Annotated in this window: 13 protein-coding genes and 4 tRNA genes; 1 reads left to right on the top strand and 16 read right to left on the bottom strand. The window is 38.2% G+C overall.

Annotated elements, in window-relative coordinates:
* Positions 1 to 11: 11 nt before the first annotated feature.
* The 16 genes from ispG to GQR87_RS06240 form a co-directional block, all read right to left on the bottom strand.
* Complete coding sequence (gene ispG, locus GQR87_RS06315; protein WP_158967615.1) at positions 12 to 1,130, bottom strand: flavodoxin-dependent (E)-4-hydroxy-3-methylbut-2-enyl-diphosphate synthase; 1,119 nt, start codon at positions 1,128 to 1,130, stop codon at positions 12 to 14.
* Between the two features lie 20 nt (positions 1,131 to 1,150).
* A complete protein-coding gene (locus GQR87_RS06310; RefSeq protein WP_158967613.1) occupies positions 1,151 to 2,110 on the bottom strand; it encodes a RodZ domain-containing protein in 960 nt (319 codons plus the stop codon).
* A gap of 9 nt (positions 2,111 to 2,119) precedes the next feature.
* Positions 2,120 to 3,223 (bottom strand): type IV pilus biogenesis/stability protein PilW, encoded by a 1,104-nt coding sequence (gene pilW, locus GQR87_RS06305; RefSeq protein ID WP_158967611.1) that lies wholly within the window; start codon positions 3,221 to 3,223, stop codon positions 2,120 to 2,122.
* Between the two features lie 26 nt (positions 3,224 to 3,249).
* Entirely contained in the window at positions 3,250 to 4,395 is a 1,146-nt protein-coding gene (locus GQR87_RS06300; protein WP_158967609.1) for a bifunctional tRNA (adenosine(37)-C2)-methyltransferase TrmG/ribosomal RNA large subunit methyltransferase RlmN, read from the bottom strand.
* A 141-nt stretch (positions 4,396 to 4,536) separates the two neighbouring features.
* Positions 4,537 to 4,968, bottom strand: coding sequence for a nucleoside-diphosphate kinase (ndk, locus tag GQR87_RS06295; RefSeq protein ID WP_158967607.1), 432 nt, complete (start codon positions 4,966 to 4,968; stop codon positions 4,537 to 4,539).
* Between the two features lie 522 nt (positions 4,969 to 5,490).
* A complete protein-coding gene (locus GQR87_RS06290; protein WP_158967605.1) occupies positions 5,491 to 7,368 on the bottom strand; it encodes a SurA N-terminal domain-containing protein in 1,878 nt (625 codons plus the stop codon).
* Between the two features lie 237 nt (positions 7,369 to 7,605).
* Positions 7,606 to 7,878, bottom strand: coding sequence for an HU family DNA-binding protein (locus tag GQR87_RS06285; protein WP_158967603.1), 273 nt, complete (start codon positions 7,876 to 7,878; stop codon positions 7,606 to 7,608).
* Between the two features lie 237 nt (positions 7,879 to 8,115).
* Positions 8,116 to 10,482 (bottom strand): endopeptidase La, encoded by a 2,367-nt coding sequence (lon, locus tag GQR87_RS06280; protein ID WP_158967601.1) that lies wholly within the window; start codon positions 10,480 to 10,482, stop codon positions 8,116 to 8,118.
* A 195-nt stretch (positions 10,483 to 10,677) separates the two neighbouring features.
* On the bottom strand, positions 10,678 to 11,952 hold the full coding sequence (clpX, locus tag GQR87_RS06275) for an ATP-dependent protease ATP-binding subunit ClpX (protein ID WP_158967599.1): 1,275 nt from the start codon (positions 11,950 to 11,952) through the stop codon (positions 10,678 to 10,680).
* A gap of 95 nt (positions 11,953 to 12,047) precedes the next feature.
* Positions 12,048 to 12,677, bottom strand: coding sequence for an ATP-dependent Clp endopeptidase proteolytic subunit ClpP (clpP, locus tag GQR87_RS06270; RefSeq protein ID WP_158967597.1), 630 nt, complete (start codon positions 12,675 to 12,677; stop codon positions 12,048 to 12,050).
* 90 nt (positions 12,678 to 12,767) lie between these two features.
* Positions 12,768 to 14,078, bottom strand: coding sequence for a trigger factor (tig, locus tag GQR87_RS06265; RefSeq protein WP_158967595.1), 1,311 nt, complete (start codon positions 14,076 to 14,078; stop codon positions 12,768 to 12,770).
* Between the two features lie 354 nt (positions 14,079 to 14,432).
* Positions 14,433 to 14,517: transfer RNA gene (locus GQR87_RS06260), tRNA-Leu, on the bottom strand.
* Positions 14,518 to 14,520: 3 nt separating this feature from the next.
* Positions 14,521 to 14,596: transfer RNA gene (locus tag GQR87_RS06255), tRNA-His, on the bottom strand.
* Between the two features lie 81 nt (positions 14,597 to 14,677).
* A tRNA-Arg gene (locus tag GQR87_RS06250) sits at positions 14,678 to 14,754 on the bottom strand.
* Positions 14,755 to 14,774: 20 nt separating this feature from the next.
* Positions 14,775 to 14,851, bottom strand: a tRNA-Pro gene (locus tag GQR87_RS06245).
* Between the two features lie 160 nt (positions 14,852 to 15,011).
* The gene (locus GQR87_RS06240) at positions 15,012 to 15,275 is read right to left on the bottom strand and encodes a DUF5062 family protein (protein ID WP_158967593.1); all 264 of its coding nucleotides are present in this window, start codon (positions 15,273 to 15,275) and stop codon (positions 15,012 to 15,014) included.
* 202 nt (positions 15,276 to 15,477) lie between these two features.
* On the opposite strand from GQR87_RS06240, the gene folD reads away from it, so the two are divergent.
* Positions 15,478 to 16,332 (top strand): bifunctional methylenetetrahydrofolate dehydrogenase/methenyltetrahydrofolate cyclohydrolase FolD, encoded by an 855-nt coding sequence (gene folD, locus GQR87_RS06235; protein ID WP_158967591.1) that lies wholly within the window; start codon positions 15,478 to 15,480, stop codon positions 16,330 to 16,332.

The following is a 16,332-nucleotide window of genomic DNA, read 5'->3' as shown; positions in this document are numbered from 1 at the left end:
AAGCATAAGCCTTAACTTAACTGCTTAATGGCTATTTTATTGCCCGCATCAATCTGACTGGCCTTGGCTCTGATCCGTTTTTCTAACTGATCAACCAGATCATCATTAGATAATCGTTCTTTCTGACGTTTACCGTCTAAATAAAAGCCACTCATATTACGAGCACCGGTTAAGCCTAAATCAGAAACCTCAGCTTCTCCCGGTCCATTCACCACACAACCAATAATCGACACATCCATGGGTGTTAATAAATCTTCTAATCTTTGTTCTAATGCATTGACTGTACTGATCACATCAAATTCCTGACGAGAGCAACTTGGACAAGCAATAAAATTAATGCCTCTAGAACGAATTCTCAGGGATTTTAAAATATCAAAACCCACTTTGATTTCTTCCACCGGATCGGCAGCCAAAGAAATACGAATTGTATCACCTATGCCCTCGGCTAATAACATACCTAAACCGACAGAGCTTTTTACTGCGCCAGCACGTATACCGCCGGCTTCAGTAATGCCTAAGTGCAAGGGTTGTTCAATTTGTTTAGCTAATTCTCGGTATGCCCCTACCGCTAAAAAAACATCAGAAGCTTTAACACTGACTTTAAACTGATCAAAATTAAGCTTGTCTAGAATATCCACGTGGCGCATAGCTGATTCAACCAAAGCAGCTGGAGTGGGTTCAGTGTATTTTTCCTGAATTTCTTTTTCCAAAGAGCCACCATTCACCCCAATACGAATTGGAATATTTTTATCACGGGCACAATCAACGACCGCTCTAACTCTTTCCATAGAGCCAATATTGCCTGGGTTAATACGTAAACAATCAACCCCGTACTCAGCCACTTTTAGGGCGATACGATAATCAAAATGAATATCTGCAATCAGTGGAATGCTAACTTGTTGTTTAATTAATTTAAACGCTTCTGCTGCATCCATAGTTGGCACTGAGACTCTTACTAGATCACCGCCCACAGCTTGAATTCTTTTAATTTGGGCAACAGTTGCTGCAACATCAGTAGTCAGAGTGTTGGTCATAGATTGCACGGCAATAGGCGCACCATCACCAATAGGAACATTGCCTACATATATGCGTTTTGAGGCACGACGTTTAATAGGAGAATCTGCAAACATGGTAATATTTTAACTCTAGATTATTCAGATAAAGGTAATTCGAACTTGGCACTGCGCCCTGGCACTATGAATGACATATCCACAGGCTGTCCATCATAAGAAATTTTCACTACTTCTGGCGCACCTAAAGTAACAACAAAAGGCGGTATACCCGTGATAGTCATGATCCTGCCTTTGGTTTTTACTCCGTAGGCAATATCTTCACCTGTTGCATCCGATATATTAGTCCAGCAGTTGTCTAAAAATTCAAAGACTAACTCAATAGGGGCTTCGGTTACCGGAACTTGGCTTGCAATAGGATCAAGGGTATTGGTTAATTCTGTGGAAACAGTGGCGCCATTGTCATTCTGTGTATCCTCCAAGCTAGATCCAACGGCTTCAACTTGTTCAGTAATAGTATCTTCAGTTTGCTCAATGACAGGTGGCAAGCTTAATTCATCAACAGAAATCTCTGACTCGACATCAGTCAATTCTGCAGTTGAGCTGGATTGAGAATAAGGTTTTAAAGATACGTTATCGGTTTCCTGCTCAATTGTTACAGTATTTTCAGAAAACAGACTTATTTCAGTTTCACTTTGTTGGAACCACCAAACCACAGCTAGAGCAATCACGGCAGCCACAATTAAATAAGTGACTAACATTAATTTGTCATCGTTAGCTTGATGGTTAAAGCGACGAGAGAAACTTTGTAGTTTTGCAGGCTCTTTTTTCTGAGTATTTAAAGCTTCAAATGCAGCAACAATTTCTGCTTCAGGTACATTAACCTGTTTAGCATAAAGCTTCAGGTAACCTTTAATAAAAGTTAGCGAAATATTAATGTCATAATTGTCTTGTTCAAGCTCTTCGATTAATGTCTTTTTTAAACGAATTTTTAAGGCGATATCATCTGGGGTTAAATTAACCGCCTCTCTCGCCTTTCTTAAAATCTCACCGGGCCCAATAATGACTACTTCTTTGTCTGGTACTTGTTCTTCGCTCATATTATTACATTACTCGTCAGAATTAGGGGATACAAGGCTTAATTTCATGCCATTGTATATAGCAGAGGCCTTGGATAAATTATTCCATTCTACCAAACGTTGCATTTTTATATTATACATAAGAGAAATTCGGTACAAATTTTCTCCTTTGGCAACAATATGATAGCTAGCTTGTAGTTTGTTCTCAGATTCTATATTGGACTGTGTGTTTTCTGCAATCACAACATCAGCTTTATTCGTAACACTTTCTTGCTTTGCTGCTGAAACAGTGTCGACCAATGGCAAAGGCTTATCACTAGTTGGCTTTTGTATTTTTAAAACTTTCTGCACTTTTTTAGGTTGCATAGCCACAGGATCTTTTGCTTTTAATAAGGCTATCACCTCTGGATGTGTTGGATACACCTTAACCAACATATCGGTATAGTCTTTCGCAGCAGCGTAATTGTTACTGCCTTTTTCAATTTTAATCGCCATTAACAAACTTTCGGGACTAACTTGAGCTATTCGTTCGTAGCGTCTTAATACATCACGGGCTTCTTGCCATTGCTGTGTATCAATCAGCGCTTCTACCAGAAGATATAAGCTATTACTTCTACCAGGTTGATGGTTAACGGCGCTGCGTAAATAACCAATTGCATCTTCAGGATAACCTAAACTACGGCTACAAATTGCCAAATTTTCGTAGGTTTCAGCACTAGAAATATAATTACTAGTATTCACCGCTTTTAAAAAATACTCTTTCGCTTTGGGGTAGTTACCATTTTCGCACAAAAATGCCCCATAACTATTGATGATATCGGCATTTTTTGGCTCTAAGTCCATAGCAAATTGATAAGCGTTTTCAGCCTTGTCAATTTCCTCTACTCTTTGGTAGTAATAGGCCATCGCATAATTCACATCTGCAGATCTAGGAGCAAACTCTAATGCTTTGTCTAAGTTAAATTTGGCTTGGCTATAATTACCATTTCTAAGATAAGTTAAACCTAAAGAAATTCTATTTTGTGCAGCTTTATTTTGATCAAAATCATCTGAGACAGAGTACAAACCATTTTGTCCTGCGCAACCAACAAATAGCATACCGATAAATAATAACGTGCAATTTATTCTTAACATAAAAAGTAGCTGTCTCATAAAAAAATCTATTGTGCCATTTTTACTGAGATATTTTCCCCTTTCAGCCTTTTTTTCATGATTCTTTTTGTTCTATCCACCACATCGCCTACTAATTGACCACAAGCAGCATCAATATCATCTCCACGAGTACGACGAACCACTACCACTAAACCATATTCCATCAAGACTTTAGCAAAACGGTCAATACGTGAATTGCTAGAACAGGTATACGGTGACCCCGGGTAAGGATTAAATGGGATCAGGTTGATTTTACAGGGTGTGCCTGATAGTACTTTCGCTAGCTGGTGAGCTTGGTCTGTACTGTCATTCACACCATTTAACATCACATACTCAACTGTGACTTTGCCTGAGTTGGCATTAGACTTAGCCAAATAACCACGAACACTGGCCAAAAACATTTCAATTGGATATTTTTTATTAACCGGAACTAATTCATTACGCAGTTCATTATCAGGAGCATGTAACGAAATGGCTAAGGCGACATCTATTTGATCAGCTAATTTATCAAGAGCGGGTACCACTCCAGAAGTACTAAGGGTTACGCGACGTTTCGATAAACCAAAAGCTAAGTCATCCATCATCAAATCCATAGCAGGAACGACATTTTTGACATTGAGTAAAGGTTCACCCATGCCCATCATGACGACATTCGTAATCGGTCTTCTAGCAGTATCGTTATTTAAACCAATAGTCACCGCCACTCGCCAAACTTGGCCAATAATTTCTGACACTTTTAGATTGCGATTGAACCCTTGTTGCGCAGTGGAACAAAAAGTGCATTCAAGTGCGCAGCCCACTTGAGAGGAGACACATAGGGTGGCTCTGTCTCCATCAGGGATCCAAACAGTTTCTACCTCTTGACCACCTTCTAAGCGCAAAGCAAACTTAATGGTGCCATCAGTCGCATTTTGTTGGTAAGCAATTTCTGGCGCTTTCACTTCGCAGTTAGCGATGAGTTTAGCTCTAAGCACTTTATTAAGATTTGTCATTTGTTCGAAATCAGAAATGCCTTGCTGATAAATCCACTTCATGACTTGGTCTGCTCTAAATGGCTTCTCACCTATTTCACTAAAATAGGCACGTAGACCTGCACGATTAAAATCAAGTAAATTTATTTTTGCAGTTTTGGGCGATACTTCTTTGGACGTCACAATAAACCTCAATGGTCAGAAAACACTGTATTCATTTTAACCGATTAGTGGGTCAATGCAGAGTTATCTTGGTAAATAATTCAAATAGCTGATAACACAAAAGGGAGCCGAAGCTCCCTTTTACTTATTGTACTGCTTTACTTAGCGTGTGCGTGGGCAAATTTCTTCATCAGAAAAGAAATATGCTATTTCACGTGCAGCTGATGCTGGAGCATCAGAACCGTGACAAGCGTTTTCATCAATTGATTCAGCATAGTCTGCACGTAATGTGCCGGCTAGTGCTTCTGCTGGGTTAGTTGCTCCCATGATTTCACGATTTTTTAATACTGCATTTTCGCCTTCTAACACTTGAACCATTACAGGGCCAGAAGTCATAAAAGAAACTAACGCACCGAAAAATGGACGTTCACTGTGTTCAGCATAAAAACCTTCAGCTTTTTCTTTACTTAAATGCACCATTTTAGAAGCAACAATTTTTAAACCTGCAGATTCAAAACGATTATAAATAGCACCGATAACGTTTTTAGCAACGGCATCAGGCTTAATGATAGAAAAAGTGCGTTCTAAAGCCATCTTTTTAACTCCAATTATAAATACTAAGTTAACCCATCGACAAATGAGTCATTAAAAATTTCGCGCGGATTATATGCAATAAATAGGCAAAAGACTAATAAAACCGAGGATTATGGCAAAATTACCGAGAACGGTGAACACCATGTTAGAAATGCGTTAGTCAGGTCATATTCTTGATCTGCTAAGAACTACTTCACCAATACAAAGCCTATATTTTTCTGTTAGACTTTATTTATTAACAAACCAAAGAAATACACGAGGCGTTTTGTGCTAAGAATGTTGTTTTTATTTCCGCTAGCTTTATGTTTAATTTGGACTGCGTATCTAAAATTACAAGGCTATACTCTAGGTCAAGGTAAACAGGGGTATATCTACATATTGGCATTTTCGACCGTTATTGCAGTGTTCTATACGGTTGTGCTGTGGATAACTCAAAGATAAATATCGTCAAATGAGCATAATCTTCTGACAATAAAAAAGAGCGATAACGCTCTTTTTTATTGTGCAAATTTCTATTACTTCTTATTGTAATATTTCGATATCCGCTTCAGCTCGTAATGATTCGATCACAGCTGAATATAGGTTTTGTGTTTTAAGTGAAGCAAGTTGAGTCTGTATGCTTGTTATTTGCATACTATCGGCAGCTTCACCTTCATTCACTTTCATTAATTGTACTAAACTTACATCGCCAGTTATCAAATCCACTACTTCAGTTTTGTTTTCAGCTAGTTTAAAAGTCGCTTCTATTATACTTCTAGAAACACCAGCTTCATTGCGAGTTACGGCAGTTTTATCTTCCCAACTTAACTCCATAGAATCGAGCTTAGCGGTAATATCTTCATTATTAGCCAGTTGAGTTTTAACATCTAAAATCCAATCTCGAGCAGCTTGCTGAGCCCCTTCAGCCAAAAGGGTTGACTTTATTTGCTGGTTAACTTCATCAAGGGCTTTGGTTCTCTCTTCTTCATGAGATGCGACTCTAACGACCATAATGTGGTTAGTCCCTAACTCAAGTACTTCACTGTTGACACCTTCAGCGATTAACTCATCACTGAAAGCACTGGCTACCACTTTAGGATTAGCCACAACTTGTGGAGGGGCAACACGAGTAAATAAATCAGTGGTCTGAATAGACTTGTTGGCAACCGCTGCTACTTCTTCTAAAGAATCAGGCATTTCGAAAGCCACTTCAGCAATACGTAACTGAAGTGCATAAAACTCTTCTTCCGCTTTACTGGTTTTGACTTTAGTCGTTACTTCATCTTTTACATCTTCAAATGCAGTTACTTCCTCAGGCTTAACATCAGTTAACTTAATAATGTGATAACCAAAAGAACTCTTAACTACAGAACTCACATCCCCAGCAGCATTTAGTTCAAAGGCAGCTTCTTCAAAAGCCGGATCCATAATGCCTTTACCGAACCAACCTAAATCACCACCGTTTTCAGCACTGAAAGTATCAGAAGAATATTCTTTAGCCAATTCAGCAAAGTCACCACCATCTTCCACTTTAGCCAAAACTGATTCAGCTAATGCAAGTACAGAGTCATCATCTTCGCTACTTTCAAATAAAATATGCGATGCCTGGCGTTCTTCAGATGTACGGTAGTCATTAATATTCTGTTGATAATAGTCAGATAATTCTTGTTCAGTGACCACTACATCAGACATCAGATCTTCAAGCGTTAACTCAACATAAGCTAGGCTGACTTTTTCTTCAGTATCGAACTGACTAATATTAGCCTGATAATATGTCGATATTTGCTCTTCAGAAACTTCAACTTTGTCATTAAACTTACTTGCAGGTACAGTCACATATCGTAAGTCACGAGTTTGTTGTTGTATCATATGCGCAAACTGAGCTTCATTTAACAACGCAAATTCGCTACCAATCAAAGATTGAGAAAGTTGTCTGCGTACCATATCAACACGCATATAATCTCTAAACGTACTAGGCTGATATCCTGCTTGGCGTAAAATCGCCAAATATCTGTCATTATCAAATTTCCCGTCAATTTGAAATTCATTCATACTGACGATAGCTTTTTTGATCTGCTCATCACTCACACGTAAACCTAGATTATCAGCCGCTTGATCCATTAGCTTTTCACCAATTAAGCGATCAAGTATACCTTTTCTAAAGTTTTGTAAATAACCAGCATCGCTGGTTAAAGTTGCAAAGGCATCGCCGTATTGCTGTTCCATACGAGCTCGTTCGTTTTGATAAGCTTTTTCAAGTTCATCAAGAGTGATTTCTTCGCCATTAACATTCGCCGCAACTGTTGCCCCCGAAGAGTTGATGTAGCTACCTACACCAGCAAACATAAAACTTAATATCACTAATCCTAAGATCCCCATGGCCCAAACGCCTTGTGATCCTTCTCTAATTCTTTCCAACATACTTAAGTCCAAACTCCAAATGAGCGGTTATTCGATAAGCTGAGAGGTTACCTCTGCCGTAAACGGGCGAGATTATATACTAAACAAGTAATATTATTAAGAATGTTTATTATCAAATAAAAAGTGTTTAGCGAATGAGGAATTCTGGTAAATCTTTCAACGGTATAAAAAAACTTTTGTTTCACAAAAACAAAAGGCGATGAAATCATCGCCTTTTAAAAAAAACTCGACTAATACTTAGTTACAAGCGTCTTTCAATGCTTTACCAGCTTTGAAAGAAGGTACTTTAGCTGCTGAAATTTGAATAGTTTCACCAGTTTGTGGATTACGACCACTACGAGCAGCACGTTCACGTACGGAGAATGTTCCGAAGCCAACTAACGCAACTTGATCACCATCTTTAAGTGCTGTAGTAACTGCAGTTGTTAGTGCGTCTAATGCACGACCAGCAGCAGCTTTAGAAATGTCTGCACTTGCAGCGATAGAATCAATAAGTTCTGACTTATTCAAAATATGAACCCCTTCATGTGTTATTTATTATACTAATGACTCGCAACATGCGAAGCCGGATTGTTATATCAAGCTTGAAACATAAATTCAAGCAACTTACAAAAATGTAACATTTATGAGTCGTCTCAATCCCTTTTGCGACAAGGCCTTAAGCGAATCTGGAACAAAGGCTACCATATCTTTTTACATAGTGAAGCCCTAAAACTAAAAAAATCAGAAAAAAAAACCTTAAAATGCTTATTTTTTAGACTTATTTGTCTTAACTGGAGTAAATTTCTCCGGATTTTCAGCTAAAGCCAAGACTAAGACCTCGTCAATCCATTGCACAGGATGGATATTTAAGTCCTGTTTTACGTTGTCAGGGATCTCTTCTAAGTCTCTTTCGTTGTCTTTTGGAATGATTACTGTCTTAATTCCACCACGATGAGCAGCCAATAATTTTTCTTTTAATCCACCAATTGGCAATACTTCACCTCTTAATGTAATTTCACCTGTCATGGCCACTTCACATCTAACAGGATTACCCGTCAATGTAGAAATCAGTGCTGTACACATGGCAATACCCGCACTCGGGCCATCTTTTGGAGTTGCACCTTCAGGCACATGCACATGAATATCTCTTTTTTCATGAAAATCTGTATTAATACGTAACTTTTCAGCGCGACTACGTACAACAGTCATAGCCGTTTGTATAGATTCCTGCATAACATTACCAAGAGAACCGGTAAATGTTGTTTTACCTTTACCTACCACTGATGTGGTTTCAATAGTCAGTAATTCACCGCCGACTTGAGTCCAAGCTAAACCGGTAACTTGACCAATTTGATTTTCTTTATCGGCTTTACCATAGTCGAAACGCTGTACTCCTAAATATTCTTTCAAGTTATCTTGATTCACAACAACTTGTTTTACGGACTTGTCTAATAAGATATTTTTCACAGCCTTACGGCAAATTTTAGAAATTTCTCTTTCCAAGTTACGGACACCCGCTTCCCGAGTGTAATAACGAATAATGCCAATAACGGCACTCTCTTCGATAATTAACTCGCCACCTTTTAGACCGTTACGAGATATTTGTTTTTCCATTAGGTGTCGAGTGGCAATATTCAGTTTTTCGTCTTCTGTATAACCGGATAAACGAATTACTTCCATTCTATCTAATAAAGGTCCTGGAATATCCATACTGTTAGAAGTAGCCACAAACATTACATCAGATAAATCGTAATCCACTTCGAGATAGTGATCACTAAAAGTACTATTCTGCTCAGGATCCAAAACTTCTAACAATGCAGAAGACGGATCTCCACGCATATCTGAAGACATTTTGTCTATTTCATCAAGTAAGAAAAGTGGATTCTTGACACCAACTTTCGCCATTTTCTGAATCATTTTACCTGGCATAGAACCAATGTATGTGCGTCTATGACCACGAATTTCAGCTTCGTCTCTAACCCCCCCTAAGGCCATACGAACATATTTACGTCCTGTGGCTTTAGCAATAGATTGTCCTAATGAAGTTTTACCTACACCTGGAGGACCTACAAGACATAAAATAGGCCCTTTAAGTTTTTTAACTCTTTGTTGCACAGCTAAATATTCGATAATGCGTTCTTTCACTTTATCTAAACCATAATGGTCTGAATTTAATACTTCGTCAGCCAAAGCTAAATTTTTCTTTACCGCACTGCGTTTGACCCAAGGTACATTTGTTAGCCATTCTATATAACTACGGACCACTGTTGCTTCAGCAGACATAGGAGACATCATTTTTAATTTATTTAGCTCTGCAGTAGCTTTTTTCTCAGCTTCAGCAGGCATTTTGGCATCAACAATCTTTTGATTTAATCCTTCAAATTCATCAACTGAATCTTCACCTTCACCCAGTTCTTTTTGAATAGCTTTCATTTGCTCATTCAAATAATACTCTCGTTGGCTTTTTTCCATTTGTTTTTTGACGCGAGTACGGATTTTTTTCTCAACTTGTAATAAGTCGATTTCACTTTCCATCAAGGCCATTAAATATTCTAGACGTTCGTTAATAGCAAGCATTTCTAATACTTTTTGCTTTTCTGCTAACTTTAATGGCATGTGAGCGGCCATAGTGTCAGCAAGACGTGCAGCATCTTCTATACCATTTAACGACGTTAACACTTCAGGTGGAATTTTTTTATTCAGTTTGACATAACCTTCAAACTGAGAAATAGCTGAGCGGATAAGTACTTCTTGTTCCGCTTCTGGTAACTCTTTATCTACTGAGCTTTTTACATTGGCAATAAAAAAATCTTCAGTGCTAACGAAGTCTTGAATTTCTCCGCGCTTATTGCCTTCGACTAACACTTTTACTGTGCCATCAGGTAACTTAAGAAGCTGTAAAATAGTCGCGAGTGTACCTACAGAAAAAATATCATCTACTTGAGGCTCATCAACTCCAGCATCTTTTTGCGCTACTAAGAAGATTTGTTTGTCTTTATCCATTGAAGCTTCAAGACAGCGGATTGATTTTTCTCTACCTACAAATAGGGGGATTACCATATGTGGATAAACTACCACATCACGTAAAGCCAAGACTGGAATTTCTACGTGATTTTCTCGCTCTTCTGTCATACTAGGTCTCGTACTAAGTCATTTATATTTTATCTTGTAAACTATATGGGGCTGGGCAGGTAAAGTTCAAACAAAAACAGTAAAACAATGTAAATAAATTCCATCTTCCATTTAAATTGATGAAGAAACGTTCGATAACAGTAATCACAGACATAAAAAAAGGCTCTAACGAGCCTTTTTTGCAAATTTTAAGTTTTATTCTGAAGCCGCTTTTTTCTCGACACTATTTTCATAAATCAATATGGGTTTTGATTCACCTCTGATAACAGTTTCGTCTATAACAACTTTACTGACATCAGTCATGGAAGGTAAATCATACATAGTATCTAGTAACACAGCTTCAACAATAGAGCGTAATCCACGAGCTCCTGTTTTTCTTTGCATTGCTTTTTTTGCAATGGCTTGTAATGCATCATCACGGAATTCAAGCTCTGTATTTTCCATATGGAATAAAGCTGAATATTGTTTAGTGATAGCATTTTTAGGCTCACGCAATATTTGAATTAACGCATCTTCACTTAACTCTTCTAAGCTAGTTAATACAGGTAAACGGCCAATAAATTCAGGGATCAAACCATATTTAACAAGATCTTCTGGTTCAACTTTTTTAAGTAACTCACCTTCTTTAGCTTTGTTTTCAGAACTCTTAATTTCTGAACCAAAACCAATACCTGTACCTGTATTAGCTCTTTGCTCAATGACTTTATCTAAGCCCGCAAATGCACCACCACAGATAAATAATATTTTAGAGGTATCAACCTGTAAAAACTCTTGTTGAGGGTGTTTACGGCCACCTTGTGGTGGTACCGAGGCGACTGTGCCTTCAATCAACTTAAGTAAAGCTTGTTGTACGCCTTCACCCGAGACATCGCGAGTTATAGACGGATTGTCTGATTTACGAGAAATTTTATCTATCTCATCGATATACACAATACCACGTTGCGCTTTTTCAACATCATAATCACACTTTTGTAATAATTTTTGGATGATATTTTCAACATCTTCCCCTACATAACCAGCTTCGGTTAATGTAGTAGCATCAGCCATAGTGAAAGGTACATCTAATAACCGAGCAAGTGTTTCTGCTAATAAAGTTTTACCACTTCCTGTGGGTCCCATTAGCAAAATATTACTTTTACCCAATTCCACACCTTCGTGTGTATCACCATTTCTTAAACGTTTGTAATGATTATACACAGCAACAGATAACACTTTTTTAGCGTGTTCTTGGCCAATAACATAATCATCTAAGTGGCTATGAATTTCTTTTGGAGTCGGCAATGCATCTTGTTTTTTCTGTGGAGAAATTTCTTTAATTTCTTCACGGATAATGTCATTACATAAATCAACACACTCATCACATATAAAAACGGATGGACCGGCTATTAATTTTCTGACTTCGTGCTGGCTCTTGCCACAAAATGAACAATATAAAAGTTTCTCGCCATCACTGTTTTTTTCATCACTCATTTACGATTTTTTCCTATCTTTGTACTTCTACTAAGTTTAACCAACTCACCGTCAATAATAATGAACTTCAGCTAAACTTAGCTTCAGTCATCTAATCACTTATCGCTTTTGGTATCAGGTCTATTAGTTAATACTTGGTCTATTAAACCGTATTCCATAGCTTCTGTTGCACTTAAAAAGTTGTCTCTATCGGTATCTTTTGCGACTTTTTTGTAATCTTGTCCAGTATGATCAGCCATCAAACGATTCAACTTCTCTTTAATAGACAGGATTTCTTTGGCATGTATTTCAAAATCAGAAGCTTGACCTTGAAAACCACCCAAAGGTTGATGGATCATTACACGTGAATTAGGTAAACAGTAACGTTTACCCTTTTCACCTGCAGATAACAAGAAAGCGCCCATACTGGCAGCTTGACCAATACAAACAGTACTCACGTTTGGTTTGATAAAGTTCATAGTGTCATAAATAGCCATACCAGCTGTCACAGAACCGCCTGGAGAGTTGATATACAAGAAGATATCTTTCTCAGGGTTTTCTGCTTCCAAAAAAAGCATCTGAGCGACAATTAGATTCGCCATATGGTCTTCAACTTGACCAACTAGGAAAATAACATTCTCTTTTAATAAACGAGAATAGATATCATAAGAACGCTCCCCTTTAGCAGTCTGCTCGACAACCATTGGAACTAAGGCGTTTGTAGGATCGAAATGTGTATTCATCATAGGTATATTTTCTTCACAAATAAAAATGCTCGGTATATACCGAGCATTTAAGCAGTTGCAGACTAGTTAAGTCAATTAACAAAAGACAAATTAAGCCTGTTTGTTCATGATCTCGTCAAATTTCTTCTTAACTTCTTTTACTTTTGCTTGATCAAGCAGTACTTCGACAGCTTGTTCTTCTAAAGCAACATTGTTCATTTGTTGAGTTAACTCGTCGTTAGACTTGTAATACTCAATCACTTCTTGCGGATCTTCATACGCAGAAGCAGCCGTTGCAATTAAAGCGTCAACTTTAGCTGCATCAACTTTAATGTCATTAGATTTAATCACTTCACCTAATAACAAACCAATACTTACACGCTTACGAGCGTTTTCTTCAAACAAGTTAGCCGGTAACTCAGGCATGTTATCAATGTTACCGCCTTGTTGTTGACTAAATCTCTGTTTAGCTTGCTCTCTAAGCACATTAATTTCTTGCTCAACTAAAGATTTTGGTAAATCAATTTCGTTGTTTTCAAGCAAACCATTAATGACCTGCTCTTTTACCGATGCTTTCAAAGTTTGATCAAGTTCGCGCTGCATATTTTTACGTACTTCATCATTTAGCGCATCGATGTTGCCATCTTCAATACCAAATAACTTAGCAAAGTCTTCATCTACTTTAGGTAAATTTAGCTGCTCAGTCTTTTTGATAGTGATAGTAAACTTCGCTTCTTTACCTTTAAGGGCTTCAGCGTGATAATCTTCCGGGAAGGTCACTTCTGCAATGACTTCATCACCAGTTTTGGCACCAACGATTGGCTTTTCAAAACCTGGGATCATGCGATCTTTACCCATTTCAAGTTCGAAATCTTCAGCTTTTCCGCCGTCGAATTCCTCACCATCAATAGTGCCAACAAAGTCCATTGTCACTTTGTCATCTTTTTTGATTTTACGTTTTACTTCTTTGTAGTCGGCGTGTTGCTTACGTAACGTATCCATCATATCACTTAAGTCTGAGTCAGAAATTTCAACAACAGGCTGTTCTACAGTGATTTTATCAACGTTTTTAACTTCAACTTCTGGATAAACTTCAAAAGCCGCAACAAATTCTAAATCTTTACCATCTTCATCTGTTTTCATTTCAAAAGAAGGCATACCCGCTGGGGTAATTTTTTCTTGAGTAATGGCTTGATAGAAGTTTTGTTGCATCACTTCACCAGCAATCTCCTGACGTACAGCTTGACCGTAACGTTTTTTAATAACGTTAACTGGTACTTTACCTGGACGGAAACCATTGATTCTCTGGGTTTTAGCTAATTGTTGTAAACGAGATTTAACTGCAGTGTCAATCGACGCTGCAGGAACGGTAATAGTAAGACGGCGTTCTAAACCTGTAGACGTCTCAACGGAAACTTGCATTCTTCTACCTCAACTATGCGCTAACATGCGCTTATTTTATGATTACTAATAGGTTCTTAAGGGACGTAAAAAAATTTAACTGAAACACCTATTACGCCCGTCTACTTCAGTGAGCTTCAACTTACAAGTCACTTCAGAATCACCTGATAAAAAAGACGCAGTAGTATAGCGATAGCATTACAGCAAGTCGAGAATAAACCCATAAAAATTTTGGTTTAGTACAAAAAAGGAAGAAAGAAGAGGATAAATCTTAAATAAAGTAGCGAATATTGGATATTCAGAAAGCTATTAAAGTAAGTTATTGGATATAACTTAGGATGAATTACAAAATGTTGTTAATTGTATTCTTAATAATGGTGCGGAAGGAGAGACTCGAACTCTCACGCCGTGAAGCACTGGAACCTAAATCCAGCGTGTCTACCAATTCCACCACTCCCGCGAGTGGGGTGAACGATGGGGCTCGAACCCACGACAACCGGAATCACAATCCGGGGCTCTACCAACTGAGCTACGCTCACCACAGATAAATTGCAGTAACTTTAAAACTTACTTTCTCAACCTTTTGTTCACATACTTCGCCAGATAAGATTCTAACTAAGTGGTGGTCCCAGAAGGATTCGAACCTTCGACCCACGCCTTAGAAGGGCGTTGCTCTATCCAGCTGAGCTATGGAACCTAAGGTGTAAATTGAGAAAATGGTCGGTGAGACAGGATTCGAACCTGCGACCCCTTGGACCCAAACCAAGTGCGCTACCAAGCTGCGCTACTCACCGACTTAACCCGAAGCGTTTTCTCTATCTCGTTTCGAGGAGGCGCATATTACAGTCGCCCCCCCACCTCGTCAAACACTTTTTAAAAAAAACTTTCTGTTTGCTCAAAATCAAAGCAAAATGAGCATTTTTAACTCACAACGTTCACAAAACGACCATTTATTTATCCTTTTAATAGCGGGTGGTCTTTCGGTAATTTGTTCTTTAGCCAAACCGCTAATTTATGTTTCATGCTTAATAAGTCTTCAGAATCTGCGGGTAAAGGGGTAATCAACTTATCATTGGCTAATAATCTATAGATGCATTCAACTTTTTGTTTAGCCGAATCAGTTGCAGAAAAAGTTTTAAAACCACGATTTTTGGCATAAGCCTCTCCGACTACTAAGGCTTTTTTAAGTAACTGTGTTTCGTTTGGAATTTTTTTCAATTTTTTACTCCCTATAAACTGTCCAATAAATAAATCTACTGAAGTTTTTCTAATACTAGAATTATTAAACTACGTTATAACATTAAGTGAATGAATTGGCTTAAGAATTATTATTGATTAGCAATTTTTTGTACTTACTCAATTGCGATTAAGCCCTGCCTTATGGGACAATAACCATATTCAAATTAAGGTTTATAGATTTATGCCTGCACAAAAAATTGACGGCGCAGTAGTCGCTAAACAAATTCGACAAAATGTAGCAACTCAGGTTAGTGCTATAGTTTCTTCTGGTAAAAGAGCCCCTGGATTAGCAGTAGTGCTAGTGGGTAGTGATGCTGCATCCCATGTATATGTAGACAAAAAGCGAAAAGCCTGTGAAGAAGTAGGATTTGTTTCTAAATCCTTTGATTTACCTGCGAGCACAAGCCAACAAGAATTGTTAGATATCATAGAGCAGCTAAATGCTGAGCCAAAAATTGACGGGATTTTAGTTCAGCTACCTTTGCCTGCCGGCTTAGATGCAGAAGAAATATTGGAAAAAATTGATCCTAAGAAGGATGTAGACGGTTTCCATCCATACAATATAGGGCGCTTAGCTCAAAGGATACCGGCATTACGCCCTTGTACTCCGAAAGGGATAATGACATTAATTGAGTCTAGCAAACGTCCTATTAAGGGTTTAGATGCTGTCATAGTAGGTGCATCAAACATAGTTGGTCGTCCCATGGTGATGGAATTATTGTTAGCTGGGTGCACAGTCACCTGTTGCCATAAATTTACTCAAGACTTAAAAGCTCATGTGCAAAGAGCCGAGCTACTAGTTGTTGCAGTAGGTAAAGCTAACTTTATTCCTGGAGATTGGATTAAAGAAGGGGCAATTGTCATAGATGTGGGTATTAATCGTAATAGTGATGGCACATTAACTGGCGATGTGGACTTCGAAGGTGCAAGTCAACGTGCAGGTTGGATCACCCCTGTACCGGGTGGGGTGGGTCCAATGACAGTCGCCAGCCTAATAGAAAATACTTTAGAAGCCTATGTGAAATATCACTCTTAA

It is taken from the genome of Paraglaciecola sp. L3A3, from assembly GCF_009796765.1.
In the GTDB taxonomy this organism is placed as follows: Bacteria; Pseudomonadota; Gammaproteobacteria; order Enterobacterales; family Alteromonadaceae; genus Paraglaciecola.
The sequence above is the reverse complement of the archived record's forward strand: the minus strand, read 5'-3'. Positions and strand labels throughout refer to the sequence as shown.